The 24,080-nt window shown below is 49.5% G+C and carries 21 protein-coding genes; 15 read left to right on the top strand and 6 right to left on the bottom strand.

Going from position 1 to position 24,080, the window contains the following annotated elements; translation table 11 throughout:
* Positions 1-41 precede the first annotated feature (41 nt).
* The 3 genes from alaS (at position 42) to ACTHSW_RS05555 (ending at position 5,272) form a co-directional block, all read left to right on the top strand.
* A complete protein-coding gene (gene alaS, locus ACTHSW_RS05565; protein WP_070461745.1) occupies positions 42-2,933 on the top strand; it encodes an alanine--tRNA ligase in 2,892 nt (963 codons plus the stop codon).
* Between the two features lie 219 nt (positions 2,934-3,152).
* Positions 3,153-4,145, top strand: a complete 993-nt coding sequence (locus ACTHSW_RS05560; RefSeq protein ID WP_070461744.1) for an adenine-specific methyltransferase EcoRI family protein — start codon at positions 3,153-3,155, stop codon at positions 4,143-4,145.
* A gap of 14 nt (positions 4,146-4,159) precedes the next feature.
* Positions 4,160-5,272, top strand: coding sequence for a GmrSD restriction endonuclease domain-containing protein (locus tag ACTHSW_RS05555; protein ID WP_234396200.1), 1,113 nt, complete (start codon positions 4,160-4,162; stop codon positions 5,270-5,272).
* A gap of 289 nt (positions 5,273-5,561) precedes the next feature.
* Here the strand turns inward: ACTHSW_RS05555 and ygfZ are convergent, their stop codons facing one another.
* The 3 genes from ygfZ to ACTHSW_RS05540 form a co-directional block, all read right to left on the bottom strand.
* On the bottom strand, positions 5,562-6,419 hold the full coding sequence (gene ygfZ, locus ACTHSW_RS05550; RefSeq protein WP_070461742.1) for a CAF17-like 4Fe-4S cluster assembly/insertion protein YgfZ: 858 nt from the start codon (positions 6,417-6,419) through the stop codon (positions 5,562-5,564).
* Positions 6,420-6,541: 122 nt separating this feature from the next.
* Entirely contained in the window at positions 6,542-7,105 is a 564-nt protein-coding gene (locus ACTHSW_RS05545; RefSeq protein ID WP_070461741.1) for a peptidylprolyl isomerase, read from the bottom strand.
* Between the two features lie 199 nt (positions 7,106-7,304).
* A complete protein-coding gene (locus ACTHSW_RS05540) occupies positions 7,305-9,527 on the bottom strand; it encodes a TonB-dependent receptor (RefSeq protein ID WP_070461740.1) in 2,223 nt (740 codons plus the stop codon).
* 232 nt (positions 9,528-9,759) lie between these two features.
* On the opposite strand from ACTHSW_RS05540, the gene ACTHSW_RS05535 reads away from it, so the two are divergent.
* From ACTHSW_RS05535 to ACTHSW_RS05480, 12 genes are all read left to right on the top strand, one after another.
* Complete coding sequence (locus ACTHSW_RS05535) at positions 9,760-11,526, top strand: ABC transporter ATP-binding protein/permease (protein ID WP_070461739.1); 1,767 nt, start codon at positions 9,760-9,762, stop codon at positions 11,524-11,526.
* Between the two features lie 146 nt (positions 11,527-11,672).
* Positions 11,673-12,398 carry a glycosyltransferase family 2 protein gene (locus ACTHSW_RS05530; protein ID WP_107696908.1) on the top strand — a complete coding sequence of 242 codons (726 nt, stop codon included), beginning with the start codon at positions 11,673-11,675 and terminating at the stop codon, positions 12,396-12,398.
* Between the two features lie 4 nt (positions 12,399-12,402).
* Complete coding sequence (locus ACTHSW_RS05525) at positions 12,403-13,332, top strand: LpxL/LpxP family acyltransferase (protein ID WP_107696909.1); 930 nt, start codon at positions 12,403-12,405, stop codon at positions 13,330-13,332.
* 26 nt (positions 13,333-13,358) lie between these two features.
* Complete coding sequence (locus tag ACTHSW_RS05520; protein ID WP_107696910.1) at positions 13,359-13,796, top strand: acyl-CoA thioesterase; 438 nt, start codon at positions 13,359-13,361, stop codon at positions 13,794-13,796.
* Between the two features lie 105 nt (positions 13,797-13,901).
* The gene (locus ACTHSW_RS05515) at positions 13,902-15,281 is read left to right on the top strand and encodes an MATE family efflux transporter (protein ID WP_107810899.1); all 1,380 of its coding nucleotides are present in this window, start codon (positions 13,902-13,904) and stop codon (positions 15,279-15,281) included.
* Positions 15,282-15,343: 62 nt separating this feature from the next.
* On the top strand, positions 15,344-16,117 hold the full coding sequence (locus ACTHSW_RS05510) for an LEM-3-like GIY-YIG domain-containing protein (protein ID WP_107791825.1): 774 nt from the start codon (positions 15,344-15,346) through the stop codon (positions 16,115-16,117).
* Between the two features lie 46 nt (positions 16,118-16,163).
* A complete protein-coding gene (gene murB, locus ACTHSW_RS05505; RefSeq protein ID WP_440373788.1) occupies positions 16,164-17,204 on the top strand; it encodes a UDP-N-acetylmuramate dehydrogenase in 1,041 nt (346 codons plus the stop codon).
* Between the two features lie 18 nt (positions 17,205-17,222).
* On the top strand, positions 17,223-17,864 hold the full coding sequence (locus ACTHSW_RS05500; RefSeq protein ID WP_004519965.1) for a TetR/AcrR family transcriptional regulator: 642 nt from the start codon (positions 17,223-17,225) through the stop codon (positions 17,862-17,864).
* A gap of 89 nt (positions 17,865-17,953) precedes the next feature.
* Positions 17,954-18,727 (top strand): NAD(P)-dependent oxidoreductase, encoded by a 774-nt coding sequence (locus ACTHSW_RS05495; protein ID WP_107696913.1) that lies wholly within the window; start codon positions 17,954-17,956, stop codon positions 18,725-18,727.
* Between the two features lie 50 nt (positions 18,728-18,777).
* Entirely contained in the window at positions 18,778-19,350 is a 573-nt protein-coding gene (locus ACTHSW_RS05490) for a ubiquinone biosynthesis accessory factor UbiJ (RefSeq protein WP_004519967.1), read from the top strand.
* Between the two features lie 26 nt (positions 19,351-19,376).
* On the top strand, positions 19,377-20,267 hold the full coding sequence (locus tag ACTHSW_RS05485) for an NAD(+) kinase (protein WP_039863638.1): 891 nt from the start codon (positions 19,377-19,379) through the stop codon (positions 20,265-20,267).
* Positions 20,268-20,293: 26 nt separating this feature from the next.
* On the top strand, positions 20,294-20,599 hold the full coding sequence (locus ACTHSW_RS05480; protein WP_049332487.1) for a hypothetical protein: 306 nt from the start codon (positions 20,294-20,296) through the stop codon (positions 20,597-20,599).
* A gap of 98 nt (positions 20,600-20,697) precedes the next feature.
* Here the strand turns inward: ACTHSW_RS05480 and ACTHSW_RS05475 are convergent, their stop codons facing one another.
* The 3 genes from ACTHSW_RS05475 to ACTHSW_RS05465 are packed head-to-tail and all read right to left on the bottom strand — an operon-like array spanning position 20,698 to position 24,028.
* On the bottom strand, positions 20,698-21,831 hold the full coding sequence (locus tag ACTHSW_RS05475) for an AAA family ATPase (RefSeq protein ID WP_070504670.1): 1,134 nt from the start codon (positions 21,829-21,831) through the stop codon (positions 20,698-20,700).
* Between the two features lie 32 nt (positions 21,832-21,863).
* Positions 21,864-22,667 (bottom strand): RNA ligase family protein, encoded by an 804-nt coding sequence (locus ACTHSW_RS05470; RefSeq protein WP_225905480.1) that lies wholly within the window; start codon positions 22,665-22,667, stop codon positions 21,864-21,866.
* Positions 22,668-22,726: 59 nt separating this feature from the next.
* The gene (locus ACTHSW_RS05465; protein ID WP_070504676.1) at positions 22,727-24,028 is read right to left on the bottom strand and encodes a hemolysin family protein; all 1,302 of its coding nucleotides are present in this window, start codon (positions 24,026-24,028) and stop codon (positions 22,727-22,729) included.
* Positions 24,029-24,080: the final 52 nt, after the last annotated feature.

Genomic DNA, 24,080 nt, shown 5'->3' with positions numbered 1-24,080 from the left:
GGGCCGTCTGAAATCTTTGTACAAAATTTTATCGAGACATTATGAAAACCACCGAACTACGCCAAAAATTCCTGAAATTTTTCGAATCTAAAGGCCACACCATCGTCCGCTCTTCCTCGCTCGTGCCACACGACGACCCGACCCTGCTGTTTACCAACGCAGGCATGAACCAATTTAAAGACGTATTCCTCGGCTTTGACAAACGCCCCTACAACCGCGCCACTACCGCGCAAAAATGCGTACGCGCAGGCGGCAAACACAACGACTTGGAAAACGTCGGCTACACCGCCCGCCACCACACCTTCTTTGAAATGATGGGTAACTTCTCCTTCGGCGACTACTTCAAACGCGACGCGATCCACTTCGCTTGGGAATTCCTGACTTCTCCCGAATGGTTGAATATCCCTAAAGAAAAACTCTTGGCGACCGTTTACGCAGAAGACGACGAAGCCTACAACATTTGGTTGAACGAAATCGGCATGCCTGCCGAGCGCATCGTCCGTATCGGCGACAACAAAGGCGCGAAATACGCATCCGACAACTTCTGGCAAATGGGCGACACCGGCCCTTGCGGCCCTTGCTCCGAAATTTTCTACGACCACGGCGAAGAAATCTGGGGCGGCATTCCGGGCAGCCCTGAAGAAGACGGCGACCGCTGGATCGAAATTTGGAACTGCGTATTCATGCAGTTCAACCGCGACGAACAAGGCAATATGAATCCGCTGCCTAAGCCTTCCGTCGATACCGGCATGGGCTTGGAGCGTATGGCCGCCGTCATGCAGCATGTTCACAGCAACTACGAAATCGACTTGTTCCAAGACCTGCTCAAAGCCGTTGCCCGCGAAACCGGCGCGCCATTCAGCATGGAAGAACCCAGCCTGAAAGTCATCGCCGACCACATCCGCTCCTGCTCCTTCCTGATTGCAGACGGCGTATTGCCTTCCAACGAAGGCCGCGGCTACGTATTGCGCCGCATTATCCGCCGCGCTGTACGCCACGGTTACAAACTCGGTCAGAAACAGGCGTTTTTCTACAAACTTGTGCCCGATTTAGTCAAAGTAATGGGTGATGCGTATCCTGAGTTGAAAGAGAAACAGACACAGATTATGGAAGCCTTGCGCGCGGAAGAAAGCCGCTTCGGCGAAACGCTGGAAAAAGGCATGGGCTTGTTCAACCAAGTGCTCAACGGCATGAAATTCCTGAAACTGGAAAGCCTGCTGCCGCAAGACGGTGTGGGCAAACCACTGACATTGAAAACTGCAGATGGTGTGGAATTTACCGCCGCTTCCCGTGTTACTCCGGGCAAAAAGCAAATCGTTATCCGTCCTCGAGTTTCAGGCAGCCTGAACGAAGGCATGTATATCGATTTGCAGGCTGCTTTGGAAACCGCCCATATTCCCGACGCGGAAAAACCGTTTGCCGAAGCCTTGAACACCTACTTGATGGACAACATCGCCAACAGCAAACTCGTTATCGGCGGCGAACACATCTTCAAACTCTACGACACCTACGGTTTCCCCTACGACCTAACCGCCGACATGGCGCGCGAACTGGGCATCGACTTGGACGAAGCAGGCTTCGAGCGTGAGATGGAAGCCCAACGCGCACGCGCACGCGCCGCACAAAGCTTCAAAGCCAACGCCCAACTGCCTTACGAAGGTCAGGACACCGAGTTTAAAGGTTATAGCGAACGCCAAACCGAATCCAAAGTCCTCGCCCTCTACAAAGACGGCGAACAAGTCAACGAATTGAACGAAGGCGACGAAGGCGCCATCGTTATCGACTTTACCCCGTTCTATGCAGAATCCGGCGGCCAAGTCGGCGACGTCGGCTATATCTTCGCAGGCGAAAACCGCTTCGAAGTACGCGATACCCAAAAAATCAAAGCGGCCGTATTCGGTCAATTCGGCGTACAAACTTCAGGCCGTCTGAAAGTCGGCGACAGCGTTACCGCCAAAGTGGATGACGAAATCCGCAATGCCAATATGCGCAACCACAGCGCCACCCACTTGATGCACAAAGCCCTGCGCGATGTATTGGGCGAACACGTTGAACAAAAAGGCTCTTTGGTTACCGCCGAATCCACCCGTTTCGACATTTCCCATCCTCAAGCGGTAACTGCCGAAGAAATCGCCGAAGTAGAACGCCGCGTCAACGAAGCCATTTTGGCCAACGTTGCCGTCAACGCAGCCATTATGAGCATGGAAGATGCCCAAAAAACCGGCGCCATGATGCTCTTCGGCGAAAAATACGGCGACGAAGTGCGCGTACTGCAAATGGGCGGTTTCTCTACCGAATTGTGCGGCGGTACACACGTTTCACGCACCGGCGACATCGGCCTCTTCAAAATCATCAGTGAAGGCGGTATTGCCGCAGGCGTGCGCCGTATCGAAGCCATCACCGGCCTGAACGCACTCAAATGGGCGCAAGATCAAGAGCGTTTGGTTAAAGACATTATTGCCGAAACCAAAGCCCAAACCGAAAAAGACGTACTGGCGAAAATCCAAGCAGGCGCAGCACACGCCAAAGCATTGGAAAAAGAATTGGCACGCGCCAAAGCTGAACTCGCCGTCCACGCAGGTGCCAAACTCTTGGACAACGCAAAAGACCTAGGTCCAGCCAAACTCGTTGCTGCCCAAATCGAAGCCGATGCCGCAACCCTGCGCGAAATCGTGACTGACTTGACCGGCAAATCAGAACAAGCCATCGTATTGCTCGCCGCAGTCAACGATAGCAAAGTCTCCCTGTGCGCCGGCGTATCCAAACCGTTGACTGGCAAAGTCAAAGCAGGCGATCTGGTTAAATTTGCAGCCGAACAAGTCGGCGGCAAAGGCGGCGGCCGTCCTGACTTAGCGCAAGCCGGCGGTACAGATGCCGACAAATTGCCTGAAATGCTGGTAAGCGTGGAAGGTTGGGTTAAAGAGAAGCTGTAATGTAGGAAAGTTCAGGCTGCCTGAAAGTGGGTTTTCAGGCAGCCTGTTTGAATAAATTAAGACAAGGAAACATCATATGAACAGCAGACACAGATATAGCAGCACAGCACAGCACAGCACAGCACAGCACAGCACAGCACAGCACAGCACAGCACAGCAATTATAACTTAAAAATCAATACAATATCAAACCTTTCTTGTACTCTTAAAGGGGTTTGATATGGCAGGCAACAAATCCCTTCACGCGGCAAACAAAGCCAAAAACGATGAGTTCTACACCCAGCTTTCCGACATCGAAAAAGAGCTGCGGCACTACAAACACCATTTCAAAAACAAAACTGTTTATTGCAACTGCGACGACCCGCGCGTCAGCAATTTCTTCCATTATTTTTCTTACAATTTCGAGCATCTCGGCCTGAAAAAGCTGATTGCCACCTGCTACAAAAACCAAAACAGCGACCTGTTCAGCCAAAACGACAGCGAACAGGCGGTTTGGCTGGAATATACAGGGGACAAAGACGGCAACGGCATTCCCACCCCCGAAGAAATAGCAGTCAAACCGCTGAAAGGCGATGGCGACTTCCGCAGTGAGGAATGTATCGAACTGTTAAAACAGGCTGATATCGTCGTAACCAATCCACCGTTTTCGCTATTTCGGGAATATGTGGCGCAGTTGGTTGAATATAGCAAGAAATTCATCATTATCGGCAATCAGAATGCCATTACCTATAAAGAGATTTTTCCCTTGCTAAAAGAAAATAAAATATGGCTTGGCAACCATAATGGTGATATGGCATTCCAAGTACCTGATTATTATAAGCCAAAAGCAACACGCTATTGGCAGGATGAAACGGGACAAAAATGGCGAAGTATGGGAAATATCTGTTGGTTTACCAACTTGGATATAGCCAAACGCCATGAAGAACTGATTCTGTACCGAACCTACAACCCCGCCGATTATCCGCAATACGACAACTACGATGCCATCGAAGTATCCAAAGTTGCCGATATTCCCTGCGATTACGATGGCGTAATGGGTGTGCCGATTACGTTTTTGGATAAATACAATCCCGAGCAGTTTGAAATAATTGGAACTAGCGATAGAGGGGGCGACGGATTGTTGGAATATATCAAGAAGGTTCATGACCGGTATGATGCCCCTGTTGTAAAAGGGAAAGGGATGTATAAACGCATAATGATTAGGAGAAAATAATCATGAAAATCCAAATGACCACTCTCACTATCCGCGAACTGACGGGCTACGACAGCGAAACCAAAAAAGCGGCGGGCTACACCGACAACAACGAAGACGGCGTGCGCGCTTATGGAGGAAAACTGGACGTTCGCCCGCCCTATCAGCGCGAGTTTGTCTATAAAGACAAACAGCGCGATGCCGTAATTGATACCGTATTGAAAGGATTTCCACTTAATGTGATGTATTGGGCGGTGCGCAATGACGGCACGTTTGAAATCGTGGACGGGCAACAGCGCACTGTTTCCATCTGCCAATATGTGAACGGCGATTTTGCCTATATGATGCGCTACTTCCATAATTTGCAGGCAGACGAACAGGAGAAGATTTTAAATTACGAACTGACCGTTTACCAGTGCGAAGGGACGGACAGCGAAAAGCTGGACTGGTTCAAAACCATCAATATTGCGGGTGAGAAACTGACCGACCAAGAATTACGCAACGCCGTGTATTCGGGCAACTGGGTAACGGATGCCAAACGTCATTTCAGCAAAACCAACTGTGCCGCCTACCAAATCGGAAAAGACTATTTGAACGGTACAGCCATCCGCCAAGACTATTTGGAAACCGCTATCGGGTGGATTGCCAACCAAGACGGAGACGAAGCAGTCTGCAAATATATGGCGGTTCACCAACATGATAAGAATGCTGATGATTTATGGCTGTATTTCAAAAATGTGATTGAATGGGTAAACCTAAAATTTTCCAATAAACGCATCAAACTGATGAAAGGGCAGCCTTGGGGATTCCTATATAACCGTTTCAAAGATACCGATTTGGATAAAGATGTATTAGAAGCGGAGATTGCCAAACTGATTGCCGACGACGACGTGGAAAACAAAAAAGGGATTTACCAATATGTCCTAACGCACGATGAAAAGTATCTAAACATCCGTGCCTTTTCAGACAGCATCAAACAGAAGGTTTACGAAAGACAAGAAGGCATTTGCCCACACTGTGAACAGAAATTTGAATTGTCGGAAATGGAAGGCGATCACATTACACCGTGGTGTGAAGGTGGGAAAACGGTTGAAGAGAACTGCCAGATGTTGTGCCGGGACTGCAATCGAAGGAAATCTAACAAATAGCAAGCCGTAGCCCGCACCCCTGCCAACCGCGTGCGTGGCTACGCCACACACCCTACCACTGCGGGCGACGCAAACCTTAAGATTAAGGTGTAGGGTGTGTGCGGTACGCACGCACGCGGTTTTTGTTGCTACCGAATGATTCCAAACCATGCCGTAATCCAGTCAGCAGCAAACGCAGCTTGGGTCATGTACCAACAAAACTCAATATCAAAGGCCGTCTGAATTTCAGACGGCCTTTCTGTTTTCATTTCAAGCTAATATTTAAGCTTTTTATTCAATCATCTGACAATCAATCTTTCTCTACCGTAAAAAACAGTTTTTCCTGTTTCAAAGCATTACCGTCTGCATCGGTCAATGCTGCTTCTGCTGCGGAAAACTTGATAACGGCGAGGCTGAGGCTGCCTTGCTCTGTGAGTGCAGTATTAAGAATAACGCCTGCCTCTTCTTCGCCAACTTTGACGGTAATACCGGCAGCTTCCAAAGAATCGCCGCTTAATACGGCCAGACCGCGTTTGACTTGGCCTCGATATTGGGCGCGGGCGATGATTTCTTGGCCGGGGTAGCAGCCTTTACGGAAATGGACGGCGCCGATGATGTGTTGGTTGAGCATTTGGGCAACGGCCGCTTCTTTGGTTGCGGCGCAAATCCACGGATAGCCGCTGCGTATTTCGTGCAGGTTCCATGCGTTTTCGGCTTCTGATTGATATTCGGCTGCGTTTTCGGCTGCTGAAATTTTCAGACGGCCTGTGTGCGGCAAGGCAATTTCTACGGCGTTTGCTTGAATTTGGGCTGGGAAAGACAGTTGCGGTTCGGCAGCAGGATGAGGTTCTGCATTGTCTGCTAACTCGCCGCTTACTGCCAAATCGGGCATCAGCTCGAAGACGACTTTTGCACGCAAGACAAACATTCTCAGGCGTTTGACGATGGCTTCGGTCAAATCTTGAGCCATGACCAACAGTAAATCTTCTCCGCGATTGACGACCAGCATATTCGCCAATACACGGCCTTTAGGCGTATTGTATGTGGCATAACATGCCTGACCGATAGCTAAATTATTAATATCGTTGGATAATTGACCATGAAGAAATGAAGCTCTGTCTTCGCCGCTGACACGGACAACGCCGAAAAAAGGCAGGCGGGTTTGCATAATCGACTCCTTAAATTGTAGATGCTGAATTATCGCCCAAATTGCCGCTTATTATCAAATAAATAAATTCAGGCCGTCTGAATGTTTCAGACGGCCTGTTGTTTGGATTCAAACAATCAAAATTATTTGATGCTGACTTTGCGGATAATCACGGCTTCGGTTGGAACGTCTTGATGATAGCCGCGTGCCGCTGTTTTCACTTTGCTGATTTTACGGACAACGTCCATGCCGGAAGTAACTTTACCGAAAACGGCATAGCCGTAGCCTTGAGGGGTTTTGCTTTTGAAATTCAAAAAGTCGTTGTCGGCCGTATTGATAAAGAACTGGCTGGTTGCGGAATTCGGATCGCCGGTGCGCGCCATGGCGATGGTGCCGACGTTATTTTTCAGGCCGTTGTCTGCTTCGTTGTTGATGGCTTTATCGGTGGATTTTTGAACCATTTTCTCGGTAAATCCGCCGCCTTGAATCATAAAATTGTCGATAACGCGGTGGAAAATCGTGTTGTCGTAAAAACCTTTTTTGGCATAATTGACAAAGTTTGCCACAGTTTTCGGCGCTTTGACTTCATCCAGCTCCAGTTGGATGTTGCCCATATTGGTTTCAATCACTGCATGGGTAACTGCTTGTGCTTGTACGGAAAGTGAGAGTGCAAGGGCGCACAGGGTCAGTTTGATGGATTTTTTCATATGTCTTCTCGAATGATGTATTGTGAAAATGGAATATTAACCTTGTTTCGCGTGAAATCCATAAAAAACATGTAAGATTTTTCAAGCAAAAAACATAAGGCAATCAAATCAGGCCGTCTGAAAAGGGATAAAAACCAAATTCTTGCTCTTTATCATTCCCTTTCAGACGGCCTGCTATTACGGTCAAACCGAAATCAGATTAGAAATCCAATTCCGCTTTTAGCCAATAAGTACGCGGCATGCCGACAACGGCGAAGCTGCGGTCGTATTGGCCGCGCTGTACCTGCCAGTAGTTTTTGTTGAACAGGTTTTCTACCGAGCTGCTGACGGTCAACGTATTTTTGCCGAGCTTGGTTTTGTAGCGCGCGCCTATGTCAACCAAAGTGTAGGACGGGAAGGCGTATTGTTTTTGCGTGTCTTGGTAAGACTTGCCGAAGTACGAAACGTTGCCGTTCAGGGTCAAGCCTTTGGCAAACGGGGTGTCCCATTCCACGCCTGCTTTGGCAATCACGCGCGGGTTGGCGACTTGTACGCCGTTAACTAAATTGTCGGCGAAATTCGGATAATCTTTTACGGTTGATTGCAGATACATCAGACCGAAAGTCGGACGCAGGGTTTTGTTCAACAAGTTGGCATAGGTATTGAACTCGATACCGCGGCTGCGTTCTATGCCTTGCTCCGAACCGCTATAAGCCAAGCCTGCATTTTTGCGCGCTGCGAAATCAGTTCCTGAAGTCGTGTTGCCGCGCCAGTAGCCCGGGCGTTTGATTTGGAACGCGTTTAAAGTGGTGACAAAGTCGCCCCAGTTTTTGCGTACGCCGACTTCAAATTGGCGGCTGACGCGCGGATCTGCCATCGTTACATGACCGTCGTCATCAGTACGAATGTCGGACGGCTCCAAATCTTCCATATAGTTTCCGTAAACCACCAAATCGGGCTGCGGAACCCATGCTGCCATCAACATCGGGCTGAAACGGCTCGCATCTGCTTTGCGGCCGTTTAATTTGTTTTTCTGCTCGACGGCTTGGAAACGCCCGCCTAAAGTGAGGCGGTATTTGTTGTCGGCAAAACCAAGCGTGTCAGATACCGCCAAACTGTTTACTTTGATCACGGTATCCAATGAAGGGGTTGGGTTCCACGCGCTGCCTAAGTTGGAATCCAATTTTGCCAATTGAGTAGGAATGTCGATGCTCGGATCGATAACGCTGCTTCTTGTTTGACGTGCGCCTTGATAAGTAGTGCGTTTGCGGTCGATGCGGTCAAATGCGGTACTCCAGTTGTGGCTTACCGGACCGGTTTCAAATTCGCCGCGTGCAGTCAGATTCATACTGAGCGTTTTAAAACGCTGGTCGGTCAAACGCGCGCGACCTGAATTGTAGGTCAAACCGCTGCTTGTAACGGTAGGAGAGGCGAAATTGCCATAATAGCGCGCATTGTTATAACCAATACCGCCTGTAATTTGGGCATTTTCAAACGCATCCCATTCAAAAGTCAGCATATTGGTCTGACCGCGCGTGTTTTGAGCCTGCCAGCTCGGCGCCAAATTCACTTTGCCTTCAGGTGCGTCAAACAAGCGGCCGTTGGCGTTTTGAATGTCCTGCATACGCGCGCGGCCGCCGTTGGTTTTGCGTTTTGCGTAGATGGAATCGAACGCCACGCGCAGTTTTTCGCCGCGGTAGTCGGTATTCAAAGCAAATTCTTTGTTGTCCTCGCTGTAACCGTCGCGCGGGGTGTCGCCGTGGCGCAGTTTGCCGTTGGCGCGCACGCCGAATTCTTTGTTTTCGCCGAAGCGTTGGCCCAAGTCGAACGTACCTTGGGCGCGGTTGTTGCTGAACCAGCCCAAACCGATTTTGCGGTTACCTTCGTCAGCGGCTTTTTTAGTTTCGATATTGACGGAACCGGATACCGCGCCTTCAGGGTCCATGCCGTTTACGGCAGTGGACGCGCCTTTAATCAGTTGCGCAGAACCGACTTGCACGCTGGCCGTACCTTGCGTGCCGTACATGCCTGCCAAACCGTTGACGCTGAATTGGCGCGCATCAAGCTGATAACCGCGGAAATACAGGCCGGTCAATGTGTTGCTTTCGCCGCCGAACTGCCAAACGGAAGCGTCTTTTTTCGCTACGGCATCCACCAAAGTACGCGCTTCAGTATTGTTGAGGGCTTGTTCGTCGTAGTTGACGACGGTAATCGGCGCGGTAAAGGCGTTGGCTTTGCCCAATACGCCCAAGTTCACGCGGTCGCGCAAGTCGCCGTCGCTGGCGATGGAGTAAGAACGGGCGGCTTTGACGCGTTTGGCGTCGGCGCGGACATTGACTTCCTGCAACTGCTGTTGCACAGGGGCTTCGGGTGTCGCTTCATCGGCGGCATAAGAAAATGCGCTCATAATCAAAAGCGGCATCAGGGCTAATTTGCTGTTCATAAAATACCTTCTGGTTTGAAATATTAATAATTCTTATATCGAGTAAAAAATTACAAAGTAATTTGGTTTTGCGATTATATTTGATAAGATTTCTGCTTTCCACAAAAACAAATAAGAACCGTTTGTAAATACAAAAAATACAACAGTTCAGAAAACTATTATTACAGTTACCATAGTCAAATAAATTTGCCGTCCTTTCAGACGGCCTTTACATCCTTTCAGAGAACACCCCATGCAAAAATGGCAAATCGAGCTTTATTCCACGCCGTCTTGGCTGTTGCAGACCTTATTGATGGTCGCTGCAGCCTCAGCGGTCATTCTGTTTTTTGCACGCAACACACGCTTCGGGCGCGAGTTTAGCTATATCCTGCGGCTGTGTTTGACGCCGAAAAGTACCGTCAAAGTTTTGCTGCTGATTACGGCGATGATTACGCTGCTGTTAACCGAAGTACGGCTGAATGTGTTGAGTACCTTTATGTCCAAAGGGCTTTACGACTCGATGCAAGATTTGAATGCCTCCGCGTTTTGGATGTTTGCAGCGATGAATGCAGGCGTGGTGTTGATACGGGCGTTTAACAACGTCGTCAACGACTTTCTCGATCAAGGTTTGTCGATTAAATGGTCGGAGCGGCTCAATGAAGTTTTGACTTCGCGCTGGCTTGCCGACAAAAACTACTACCTCCTGCAAATGCGCCGTCATGCGCCGGACAATATCGACCAGCGTATCCAACAAGATGCGCAGGATTTCATCGCCTCGACCATAGAATTTGTGCGCGGCATGGTCAATTCGGTCGTTACCTCGCTGGAATTTGCCGTTGTTTTGTGGGGCTTGGCGGGCATCCTGAACGTGTTCGGCTTCGACATTCCGCACGGCATCGTTTGGTTTGTCTATATGTTTGTGATTTTGGCGACCTTTATCGCCATGTGGATAGGCAACCCTTTGATTCGTTACAACTATGAAAACGAAAAGCTCAACGGCGACTACCGTTATTCCCTCATCCGCGTGCGCGACCACGCCGAAAGCGTGGCGTTTTACAGCGGCGAAAAACACGAACACGACCAGCTTTCCGACCGTTTTAAAGCCATTATCCGCAACCGTTGGCGCATTGCGCGACAAAGCGTCTGCCTGAGCGGCTTTAACGATATGTTCACCAACGGCATCAAACTCTTCCCCATTATTTTACAAGCCCCGCGCCTGTTTGCCGGACAAATCAAAATCGGCGACATCCAGCAGACCGTCCAAGCCTTCGCACGACTGCAAAACGCGCTGTCTTTCTTTCGAATGTTCTACAACAAATTCACCGCCTACCGCGCCCGACTGGAACGTCTGTACGGCTTTTTGCTGAGTACGGAAGAAAAACACACCGCACGACAACCCGACCTTACCGAAGTTTCAGACGGCCTGATCTTGGAAAACGTTGCCCTATACCGCCACAACGGCGAAGTTTTATTAGACGGCATCAACATCAACCTCAAAAGCGGCAATTCCCTACTGATACGCGGCCCGAGCGGTTGCGGCAAAACTTCGTTGCTGCGCGCGCTGGCAGGGCTTTGGCCTTTCGGCAGCAGCGGTAAAGTCAGCCATCCGCCGCATCAAGACATCCTCTTCCTGCCGCAACGCCCATACACGGCACAAGGCAGCCTGCGCGATGCGATTTGTTACCCCGACATCGACAAACAACATCCGGAACTGATCGAAGCCATGAACACCTGCCGATTAGGTTATCTGGTTGATAAATTAGACAAATCTGATGACTGGCAACACAAACTCTCCCCGGGTGAACTACAACGCGTCGCCTTCGTCCGCGCCCTGCTCTCGCAGCCCAAAGTCATCCTGCTCGACGAAGCCACCGCCGCCTTGGACGAACCGACCGAAGCCATGCTCTACCGTGCCTTAAAGCAAAAACTACCCGACAGCATCATCATCAGCATCGGCCACCGCAGCACGCTCAATGAATTCCATGATTTATGCCTCGATGTCGGTCATGTACAATGCTGAATTAATGGCATAGCAAAGGCCGTCTGAAACAGTGAAAAACGAAATCAAACGATTTTGTCATCGCCGTTTCAGACGGCCTTTTCAAACGCTATGGCATGTTTATTTGCTATACTCTGCATTGTGTTAACGTCGTCTAAAAAATATTTATGAAAACCCTGGCCCTCATTCCACATTACAACCACCCGACCACCATCAGCCACGTTGCCCAAACCATGCGCGGCTTCGGTTTAAACGTTTTAATTGTGGACGACGGTTCACGCGAAGAATGCAAACCTGTATTGCAGGCTTTGGTTTCAGAAGGCATTGATGTCCTTTACCGTCCCATCAACGGCGGCAAAGGCGCAGCGGTCAAAACCGGTTTGGAATACGCTGAAGAACATGGCTATACCCACGTTTTGCAGGTTGATGCAGACAGCCAGCATTGCTTAAGCGACACACCCAAACTCCTCGCCGCAGCAGAACAAAATCCCGAAGCCGTTGTTTGCGGCTGGCCGCAATACGGTAATGACGCGCCCAAAGCACGACTTTACGGACGCAAAATTACCGACTTTTGGAATATGCTGCACACTTGGTCATGCGACATCAAAGACGGCATGTGCGGCTTCCGCCTCTATCCGCTTACACCCGCGCTATCCGTTGTCCGCGAAGAAACTGTAGGCGACCGCATGGACTTCGATACAGAAATCCTTATCCGCCTCTACTGGCGCGATGTCAAACCGGTTTGGATTAAAACGCCCGTCCAATACGCCGCCGACGGCGTGTCCCACTTCGATGCCTTTGCCGACAATGTCCGCATCAGCAAAATGCACACACGGCTGTTTTTCGGTATGTTGAAACACCGATTGGGTAAAGTTTTCGGAAAGGCCGTCTGAAACCATGACCGACAATAAACAAACCCATTGGGCGGCGCAGCCCGAACGCGGCAACCGCCTGTTTCTCGCTCTGACCACATTGATGGTGCGCTATCTGCCGGCTTTTTTCATGAGGCCGTGCATTTGGTTTGTGGTGCTGTATTTTTATGCAACCGCGCCCAAACCGCGCCGTCATGTCTTACGCTATCAAACCCGTCTTCAGATGGCCTTTCCCCATACTGTCCTGCCGAAACACAGCGTATTCAAACAATTCGTCGCATTTGGCGAAGCGGTTTGCGACCGTTTTGCCGTGTGGCAACGCAAAATCCGTTATGAAGATTTGGTAATTGAAGACCCGGACGACATCTATTCGCAAGTCAAGCGCAACGAACGCGGCCAGATTTTTGCCTGCTCACACTTGGGCAATACCGAAGTTTGCCGTGCGCTGGTGTCACACCATAAAAATTTCAGACTCAACGTATTGGTGCACAGCAAACACGCGCAGGCATTTAACGAGGCATTGCAAAAAGCCGGTGCAGATCATATCCGTCTGATTCAGGTGACAGATTTGGACACCACCCTGATGATGGAATTAAACCACCGTATCGAAAACGGCGAATGGATTGCCATCGCGGCCGACCGCGTGCCTGTACGCGGTGAGAAAACCGCCGACATTAATTTCTTAGGCCACACTGCCCCTATGCCGCAAGGCGCATGGCTATTGGCTTCGCTTTTAAAAACACAGGTAAACACGCTGTTTTGCGTCAAACAAAACGGCCGCTATCATTTGAAACTGCGCCGCTTTACCGACACTTCCAGCTGGAAACGCGGCAACCGCGAGGCTGCCGTCAAAGACGCGATGCAGCGTTTTGCCGACATTTTGGCGCAAGAATGTGCGCAAAATCCGCTACAATGGTTCAATTTTTATGATTTTTGGGGCGAAGACGCCGTCTGAAACCATCACACTCACTCTTTTAAACCATGAAAAAACACATCTACTGCCAACACAGCTTTGAAACCGAAGTTCCTTTTTTTGACGTAGATGCCATGCACATCGTGTGGCACGGCAACTATGTCAAATACCTTGAAACCGCACGTTGTGCTTTTTTGTCTTCCATCGGTTACGACTACAACGAGATGGGACGGCAGGGGTACAGCTGGCCGATTGTGCAGATGAACCTCAAATACATCCGCCCTGCCCGTTTCGGCCAAAAGATCCGCGTTGATATGGACATCGTCGAGATCGAAAGCTGCCTGCGTATCGATTACACCATTTACGATGCCGAAACCAACGAAAAAATGACCCGCGCTTCGACTACCCAAGCCGCAGTATCGCTTTCAGACGGCCTGATGCAGTTTCAAACGCCGGACAGCTGGTTGGAAGCAGTAAAAAGACATCCGACATTTAAGGCCGTCTGAAAAATTTAGCGATTAAACAACATATTGCCTGCTTATCAGCATTACCCTTTATAATTTTACGTTTCCGTTTCAGACGGCCTTTATCCTCAATCCACGCACACACTTATGCTACTGAACCTCAACCGCTTTGCCTTTCCTGTTTTCTTAAAAGAAACCCGTCTGCTTACTGCCCTCGCCCTGCCTATGCTGTTGGCGCAAGTGGCGCAAGTGGGTATTGGTTTTGTCGATACGGTAATGGCTGGTGGCGCAGGTAAGGAAGATTTGGCCGCGGTGGCTTTGGGCAGCAGCGCATTTTCCACGATTTACATTACCTTTATGGGCGTGATGGCGGCGTTGAACCCGATGATTGCCCAGTTGTACGGCGCAGGTAAAACCGAAGAAGTCGGCAAAACAGGAATGCAGGGCATTTGGTTTGGCTTGTGTTTGGGCGTATTCGGCATGCTGTTGATGTGGGCGATGATTACGCCGTTCCGTCATTGGCTGACATTGAACGATTATGTCGAGGACACGATGGCGCAATATATGTTCTTTACCAGCTTGGCAATGCCTGCCGCCATGATACACCGCGCCCTGCACGCTTATGCCTCCAGCTTGAACCGTCCGCGCGTGATTATGTTGGTCAGCTTCGCGGCATTTGTATTGAATGTGCCGCTGAACTATGTGTTTGTTTACGGCAAATTCGGTATGCCTGCTTTGGGCGGCGCAGGTTGCGGCGTGGCAACGGCGGCGGTATTTTGGTTCAGCGCATTGGCTTTGTGGCTTTATATCGCCAAAGAAAAATTCTTCCGTCCGTTTGGCTTGACAGCAAAAATCGGCAAACCCGATTTGGCGGCCTTTAAACAGATTTGGAAAATCGGCGCACCCATCGGCTTGTCTTATTTTCTAGAAGCCAGCGCGTTTTCGTTTATCGTCTTTTTGGTGGCGCCATTCGGCGAAGATTATGTCGCCACGCAACAAGTCGTCATCAGCCTGTCGGGCATTTTGTATATGGTTCCGCAAAGCGTCGGCTCTGCAAGCACGGTACGCGTTGGCTTTTCGCTCGGACGGCGCGATTTTTTGCGGGCGCGTTATATTTCAGGCGTGTCGCTGGTGCTGGGCTGGGTACTTGCCACCTGTACCGCGCTGCTCTTGGTCATCTTTCGCTTTCAGTTGGCCGGTATGTACACCAACGATGCGGCAGTATTAGGCATTGCCGCGACCGTTTTATTTTTTGCCTCCCTATTCCAACTGGCAGATGCTACCCAATGTATCGCTTCATATGCGCTGCGCGGCTATAAAGTGACCAAAATGCCGATGTTCATCCATGCCGTGGCTTTCTGGGGTTGCGGCCTGCTGCCCGGCTACCTGCTTGCCTATCATGTCGATATGGGCATTTACGGCTTCTGGACCGCGCTGACCGTTTCCCTGACGATTGCCGCCATCGCATTGGTATGGTGCCTGGAGCTTTGCAGTAAAGAGATGGTCAGATCGCATAAGGTCGTCTGAAATTTCTTTCAGACGACCTCCATTGATATTTCATTTACGGCTTATTCACTTTTAAGGGAAAAATGTTTTCAACTTCCATTATAGAAAAACTTGCTTACTATGTTTATTGCTTGATTGATCCTAGAGACGGCAATATTTTCTATGTAGGAAAAGGCATAGGCAATCGCGTTTTCCATCATGCCCTAGGTTCATTACAAGAAACAGAAACGCCAAGTGATAAAATTGCCTTGATTAGGGAAATACATCAAAGTGGAAACCAACCCGTGTATTACATTCTGCGGCACAACATCCAAACAGACAAACAGGCTTTTGAATATGAAGCGATGGCAATAGACCTACTCTCCTTAGTCAAACCGAGCCAGCAGCCGCTGACTAATATTCAAGGCGGCACACATTCTTCTGAAGTAGGATTGATGAGCTTATCCGAATTAAAACGAAAATATGATGCGCAAGAATTGAAAACTGATAAACCTATTGTTTTAATTACGATTAATAACGAATACGAGAAACTGAAAAAAGACATTAGATCTGGGAATATTCCTGAAGCCAATAGGGATAAGGAAATTTACGAACGCACACGGAAATATTGGAAAATCGGAAGCCGACGTGAAAAAGCAAAATATGCAGTTGCAGTCTATCGCGGCTGGACATTGGCAGTGTATGAAATCGAAAGATGGATTTCTGCCGACGATATTATTCAAGGTCGTTGGATGTTTGAAGGCAAGCCGTTACCAGAAGGCTCCGACATTTATGAAGAAATCGTGAATAAGCTGACCTATTCTTCCCAAGAAAATTATAAAGCGCCCCAAAACCCCATTACCTATCGTAATTGTTAAATAGTAAGTTTTCAGACGACCTGAATCCACAAAATCACAAATCATCATGCAACCCATCCAATACCAAACCGACCTCACCCCCTACAACACTTTCGGCCTTCGCGCCCAAGCCCAAGCATTTGTTGCACTCAAACATGCCGACGAGTTGCGCGACATCGTCCGGCTGCCCGAGTTCAACCGAAATACTGTTTTATGGCTCGGCGGCGGCAGCAATATCCTTTTGATGGAGGACTATGCCGGTCTGGTTGTGCATATGGAAAACAAGGGAATACGCGAAATTGAGCGTTCAGACGGCCTGGTTTATATCGAGGCTCAGGCTGGGGAAATTTGGCATGATTTTGTTTTGCACACGGTTGGGCTGGGTTTAAGCGGGCTGGAAAACCTCAGTCTGATTCCGGGCACGGTCGGCGCGTCTCCGGTACAAAATATCGGTGCATATGGTGTTGAAGCGAAAGATGTTATCCATAGCGTACGCTGCTTTGATTTGGATACGGACACCTTTGTCGAACTTTCCAATGCCGACTGTGACTTTGCCTATCGTGAAAGCCTATTCAAACAGGAAGGCAAAGGCCGTTATGTGATTGTTTCGGTTGTATTCGCGTTAAAAGAGCATTTTGTGCCGAACTTGGGCTATGGCGATTTGGCGGCAGCGGTTGCCGAACTAAGCCAAGACCGCGAGGCAACGGCTAAAGATGTTTCCGATGCAGTGTGTGCAATCCGCAACAGTAAACTACCTAATCCTAACGTGCTTGGTAATGTCGGAAGTTTCTTTAAAAACCCTGTTGTCAGCGCTGAAAAAGCTGCCGATTTGTTGCAACAATACCCCAATATGCCACGCTATCCGCAGCCTGACGGTTCGGTCAAACTCGCGGCCGGCTGGCTGATTGACCAATGCCGTCTGAAAGGCCATCAGATCGGCGGGGCGGCTGTGCATGACAGACAGGCTTTGGTTTTGGTGAATAAAAACAATGCGTCCGCTCAAGATGTCCACCAGCTGGCACAATATGTTTGTAATACAGTATTTACTCAATTTCAGGTAGAATTACACGCAGAACCCAACTGGCTGCCGACTTCATACAGCCTATAAAACAAAGGAGTGTATTCCATGCCGCGCATTGCTAAAGTCAACACTTACACACGAATCATCAATGCCAGCCTCGCCTTGTTCAACGAAGAAGGCGAGCGCAATATTAGCACCAACCATATTGCCGCCCACTTAGGCATCAGCCCGGGCAACCTCTACTACCATTTCCGCAACAAAGACGAAATCATCGTCCAATTGTTCAAACGTTACAGCGAGGCCCTGCTTGTCTACCTTAACGAAGCTGTGTTGCCGTCTAATGTTGAAGACTCCATCAACTACATGGCCGGTATTTATGATGTGATGTGGGAATACCGTTTCCTTTTCAGCGATGTGAATACCCTGCTTGCCCGCAGTGCCGAATTATTGGGCGAGCACAATACCTTTACCCAAGCCAAAGTGTCCCCGCTGTTGGTCAACCTGCTGACCCAGCTCAACGGTCTGAACATCATCAGCGCAGACCAAACCGCGATGAACGACCTTGCCGTCAATATGTGGATGGTGACGAAATACTGGTTTGACTTCGACAGCTCCCTGCGCGGCCGCGCCAAGTTGACCGAAGATTCCAAAGTACGGGGCATCAGCCGCACACTCAGCCTGTTGCGCCCTTACCTCCTGCCGGAACACCGCGCTGAATTCGACCAAAAAATCGGCAGCAACCATTAATTTTTCCATACAAAGGCCGTCTGAAAACGTGGCTTTAACCAAGTTAAAGCGATTTTCAGGCGGCCTGTTAATTTTCGGATGCTTTATTTATGCACCTTCCCAATATTTCCATTCTCGGCTTAGGTTATCTCGGCCTGCCGCTGGCGCAAAAATGTTATGAACAAGGCAGTCAGGTAGCCGCCGTCAAACGCAACCTGACCTCTGACGACATCAATCTGCCGATTGAACTCGACATCATCGATTTGAATCAAGACGATATTTTTCACAGTTCGGCCTTGTGGCAAAACCATATCAACAAGCCGACATGGTTTTGCCTGCTTCCGCCTTCGTCATTAAACCATTACGCCGATACCCTGAAAAAGTGGATTCAACTTGCCGAGCAATCTAAGGTACAACACATCATCTTTACCAGCAGCACCAGTGTGTATGGCGACCAAGCACGCATATGCGATGAAACCATGCCGCCCGATCCGCAAACCGAATCTGCCCGTCAAATCCTCGCAGTCGAGCAAGCCTTGCTGGAAAGCGCCGTCCCCCATATCGACATACTGCGACTGGGCGGGCTTTACTCTGCCGACCGTCATCCCGTTACCAAGCTGGTTCAAAAAACACGCATTCAAGGTGGCAATCGACCCATCAATATTCTTCATAAAGACTTGGCCGTCCAAGTCCTTTTTCAGACGGCCTGCCAAGCTGACGGCAAACGTATCCGCAATATTGTCGAACCCCGCCACCCAAGCCGAGCCGAATTTTATACTGCCGAAGCGGCCAAACTCGGCCTGCCGGCTCCTGATTTCATCGTTGATGACAAAAGCAACGGCAAAATTGTAAATACCGTTTGCGCAGACGGGCTAAGCCTGTAAAATTGCGACTCAACCCATTAATCCGTTTCAGACGGCATTTAGAGTAAACCATGTCCGCCCTATTTCCCCTTATCAACCACCTGATACAGCAAAATCCAGAGCAACAGCGCGAGCTGTCTGAATTTGCAGGCAGCATCATCTGCATCAGCCTAACCGGTTTCAGACTGACCGGACGCATCAGCGAACAAGGTTTTCTTGAAACCGCAAATGAAACCGCCGACACCAACATCACATTCCACAACAGCGCCATCCAAAAAATCCTCCAAGGCGGCCAGCCCGGCGTGGGCGACATCAGCCTCGAAGGCGACTTGGTATTGGGCATGTCCGTCCTTCCTATTTTGGGTGGACTGCGCTATTATCCGAGCGAAGATTTGGCGCGTGTATTCGGTCATGTGGCCGCAGAAAGCATCAGCTCGCGCGCCGGCGACATCGGTCGCACCATGAAAAAAATCGGCAAAAGCATTGCCGAGCAAATCAGCGACTTTTCACGCGAACCCGAATCCCCTGTTATCGACCAAGCCACGCTTGCCGCATGGTTGGAAGAAGTGGACAAACTGCGTGACGACGTTGCCCGCCTAAACGAACGCCTCGACCGCCTCGAGCGCGATATCTGGATAGATTAGACACTTAATTTCAGACGGCCACTATCATGAAAAGCCCATTCAAAAACATCGGTATCGTTACGCGTCCCAATACGCCCGAGATTCAAGATACCGTCCACACATTGGTTTCTTTTCTGCGCGAAAACGGCTTCACCATCTATCTGGATGAATTGAGCGTAGAAGAACACTGCGTCTATATCCAAGATTCCGCATACTGCGAAACCGTAAACAAAGCCCAGCTGGGCAAATATTGCGACCTCGTCGTTGTGCTCGGCGGCGACGGCACCTTCCTCTCCGCCGCCCGCGAAGTCGCCCCGCGCGCCGTCCCCATCATCGGCATCAATCAAGGCCACTTGGGCTTTCTTACCCAAATCTCACGCGACACCATGGTTGAGGGCATCCGCCCCGTACTGGAAGGTAAATATCTGCCCGAAGAGCGCATCCTCATCGAAGCCAGCATCATTCGTGACGGCGAAACCATCGAACGCGCCCTCGCCCTCAACGACACCGTACTGTCTCGTGGTGGCGCAGGCCAAATGATTGAATTTGAAGTCTTTATCAATCAAGAATTTGTCTATACCCAACGTTCGGACGGCCTGATTATTTCCACGCCGACAGGTTCGACCGCCTACGCGCTTGCCGCCGGCGGCCCCATTATGCAGGCCGGCCTGCACGCATTCACACTTGTACCTATCTGCCCGCAATCCATGACCAACCGCCCGATTGCCATCTCCGACACCAGCGTAATCGAAATCCTCATTACCAAAAGCGGCGACGCACGCGCACACTTTGACGGACAATCCCATATCGACGTGCAAAACTTCGACCGCATCATCATCCGCCGCTATCACAACCCCTTGCGCGTCCTCCATCCCACCGATTACCAATACTTCAAAACCCTGCGCCAAAAGCTGCATTGGGGCGAACAATTGATTTAAACACCACTTCAATAAATAGGCTTACCATGAAAACCATTTCCCAAACCTTAATCATCGCGCTGTGCGCCCTTTCCTCCCTCTCCGTCTCCGCACACGGCATGCACAAAAGCAAACCCTTGTCCTTTGAAGAATTGCCGAAAATCTGCCAGCAATACTTTACCCGTGCGGATGCGTGTTATCAAAAAGCAGGAGATAAAGCATCGTTCCAACGCGACAACACAAAATACCTGCGCCAAATCCTGCCCGCCGCCGACGTAGGCCAACGTGAACGCATGTGCCAAATTGCCATGGATACATTCGCCGAAAAAACAAAAAACTTGAGCTGCGAATAAAGACCTTTGTCTTAGCTCTAGCAATTTTTGATTTCATAAAAAGGCCGTCTGAAACATTGGATTGTTTCAGACGGCCTAATTACAAGGTTCTTACCCTTTTAAGAAGAAACCACAAAATCCACTGTATGCGCTTCACTGTAATCAGGGATTTCCAGCTTTTCTATCATGCGGTGCAACACATCATTCGGAACAGAATGTTCGCGGTTACGGTTTTGCGATAGTAATTGCGTGTAAGGCACTTCCAAATAAATGAGATGCACACGTGCACCGTAATCGGCAAACATCGGTAGCCATTTGCTGCGCAGGTCGCGGTTAAGATTGGTCGCATTAAAAACAAATGACGTACGGGCTCGCAGGTATTCTTTTGCCTGCTCTTTACCCAAACGCACTGCTTCGGCGGTATGTTTGGAGTCCGCGGGATTGAGTTTACGCTCACGGCGAATCTCATCCAGCGACAGCATGGGCAGATGGGCAAGATGTTGCCTGATGTAACTGTCTTTGCCGCTACCTGCTATGGCGCACATGGCGTACACATCAAAGGTTTGATCATCAAATGGCTGATAATCCGGCATTTCGCTACGGCCGTTAAGATAGAGATAGCGTCCGTAATCGCTGGCAAAAGTACGCGCCTTACCCCAACAAGCGTTTTCTTCACAGAGTTCACGAAACAAATCAATGCGCAGCAAAATATCCTGTTGGTCGCAACATATACGACCCAGTACATCGGCTTTAGCAAGCATGGCAAGATGTGCAGTATTGACCTGCAAACTGGCCGCTATGACGGCTCGCTCAGGATTAGGCTTGTTAATCGCCCATAAGGGCAATCCGTGCAAGCGCACGAGTTTGGCGATTGCTTCTCTTACAGCAAACGGAGCGGCAAGTTCGGTATACAGTAAAGTACGGGCGGTATGCTCGCCTTTTTTTGCGTGATGCGGCGAAACGAGACGCTCTTTGCCGTTTTCTATTTCACGCTTGGTCGTACTGCGTTTTTCCACATCATGCAGCATGGCGGCAGCAAACAGAATATGCTGCTCCTGTCCATCAAGCGCTTGAAACTCGGGCAATTGTAAAAGGGCTTCGCATACCATTTTGGTATGCGTAAATACATCGCCTTCGGCATGCCACTCAGGGTCTTGCGGAACGTCCTTCATATCGGCAAACCAGCTGAAACGACGTTCTAAGGCTTGCCAATCAGGAAGTTGACCGGGTATGTAATATGGGAATGTCCACATAATTGTCTTTCTTATTATTGGATAATTGGACTTCAGGCCGTCTGAAACTGCCAGCTTTGCCAATGGTATTTGTCGTAATCGATAAGACGGGCAGGCTTCCAAGTTTTCGTCCAATGAACGTCGGTTTTAACGTGTTTGGCTCGCACCAATTTGAAAAGATTGTCGAATTCATTGGATTGAACAGGCAGATTGCCGTTGTTGGTGGCAAAATCATCGGCGTTCCGGATAACGAAACCTTCGCTGCATGCCGCTCCTGTGTTCGGATCGTAGCCGCCAAGCTTGCCGGAAGTTTGTACGCTGTCCGTCCACGGTTCTCCCAAATTAGCAGCAAGCCATTGCGCTAAAGCAAGATCTTCATTGGCGTACTTTTGAGTGAAATCTGCAAGCGGCTGGACAATGGGGATTTCTGGTACAGTCGGAAAATCAAACAGCTGCGCATAAAATTTAACCTCTTCCCATGAAAGCCAATGTCCGCCACGGCGGACTGCAAACAGGTAAAAATAGCTTTCCAGTTTCGAATAGGCAATCGAATGAATGCCATACATATTCTCGCCAAAAAGTTCAAGATCGCCTAAATCATCTTTGATTCGCTGCCATCGTTGCAGCAAAGGTTTATCCCACGGATGCTGGGTAGGCGCAGCATGACTACGGGCATAGAGGCCGTGCGCAGCAAAGCAGTTGTTTTGCCCATCTAATTTTTCGGTTAAAACCAATTTCGGCAGTGAGGCAAAATATGAAAGAAAGCCGCGCGGCATAAAGCGGTCGTCTGAAGTCGTGCCGAGGCTGATGGGCGCGTGCAGGCTGCGGGCGTATTTTTGAGGTTCAGTTGTCGTCATAATATTTTTTCCTTTTTATTTATTTTTTAATTTTCTTTTCAAGTGTTCCCAGCTACTTGTTACATTTTCCCCACCATATTTCCTTGTTTGGAAACCAAAAGTTGGTCGATTTTCAAATTTTCAGTATCGATGATTTCAAACTTATAACCGGCATAAACCAGAAAATCCGTACGCTTCGGGATTTTGCGCAGGGAATACATCATAAAGCCGGCGATGGTTTCATAATTTTCCGAATTGGGAAACTCTTCAATATCCAGCGCGCGCATGACATCGGCGAGCGGGGTCGCGCCGTCCACCAGCCAGGTGTCTTCGGTGCGGCGGATGATTTGCGGCTCTTCTTCGGTATTGACCAGCTCACCCATCACAATGCTCATCACATCTTTCAGCGTTACCACGCCGACCACCAGCGCGTATTCGTTCACCACTACGGCAAAGTCTTCGCCGGAAGTCTTGAAGGTTTCCAAGACATCGTAAAGCGACAGTGTATCGGGGATGAACAAGGCTTTACGCAACACGCGCTTGTCGGTCAGGCGGACGTCTTTTTCTTTTAAAAACAAAGTCAGCAGCGTGTGCGATTCGATATAGCCGATAACGCGTTCCAAATCGCCGTCGCACACCAAGAATTTATTGTGTGGTTTTTCCGACATTATTTCCAACACGGTATCGCTGTCGTCATGTTTGTCAAAATAGGCGATATATTCGCGCGTGCTCATGGTGGAAGTCACCGTGCGCTCCTGCATATCGAAAATGTTTTCAATCAGATAGTGTTCTTGTTCTTTCAATACACCAGCCTGCGCGCCTGCATCAACAACGGCATAAATATCTTCCGAAGTCAGCTGCTCCTGACGGACGGTTGAGATTTTGAAGAGTTTGAATATTGCGTTTGCCAACCCGTCAAAAATCCAGACAAGGGGCTTTAAGATAAAAATCAAAAACATCATCGGACGGACGATGCGTACCGCCACCGCTTCGGGATGGGTCATTGCCATACGCTTGGGCATCAGGTCGGCAATTAAAATAAAGCTACCTGTAACCAGCGAGAAGGTCAGCAAAGAGGCAGCTGTGCTGCCCCAACTGCCTGCGTTCTCCAAAAGTTTGCCAAAATACGGACGTATTGCCGCCTCGCCGACGATACCGGCAAGAATGGCGACGGCGTTCAATCCGATTTGGACGACAGTAATAAAACTGCCTGGCTGCTGCTGCATATTGATTACGTCAAGCGCGCGCGTATCGCCGCCGTCTTTCGCCATGACCTGCAATTTGATTTTACGTGCCGAGGCAAGCGCGAGTTCGGAACAGGACACAAACGCGCTAATGACAATCAGCAGGCACAATAATAGTAAGGCTTCAAAAATATTCATGGAAATGTGTGTGTATGGTATAGGTTAAAAATATTCAAACAGCAAAGGCCGT

This window comes from Neisseria sp. P0008.S004, from assembly GCF_051962755.1.
GTDB classification, from domain to species: Bacteria; Pseudomonadota; Gammaproteobacteria; order Burkholderiales; family Neisseriaceae; genus Neisseria; species Neisseria subflava_A.
The sequence above is the reverse complement of the archived record's forward strand: the minus strand, read 5'-3'. Positions and strand labels throughout refer to the sequence as shown.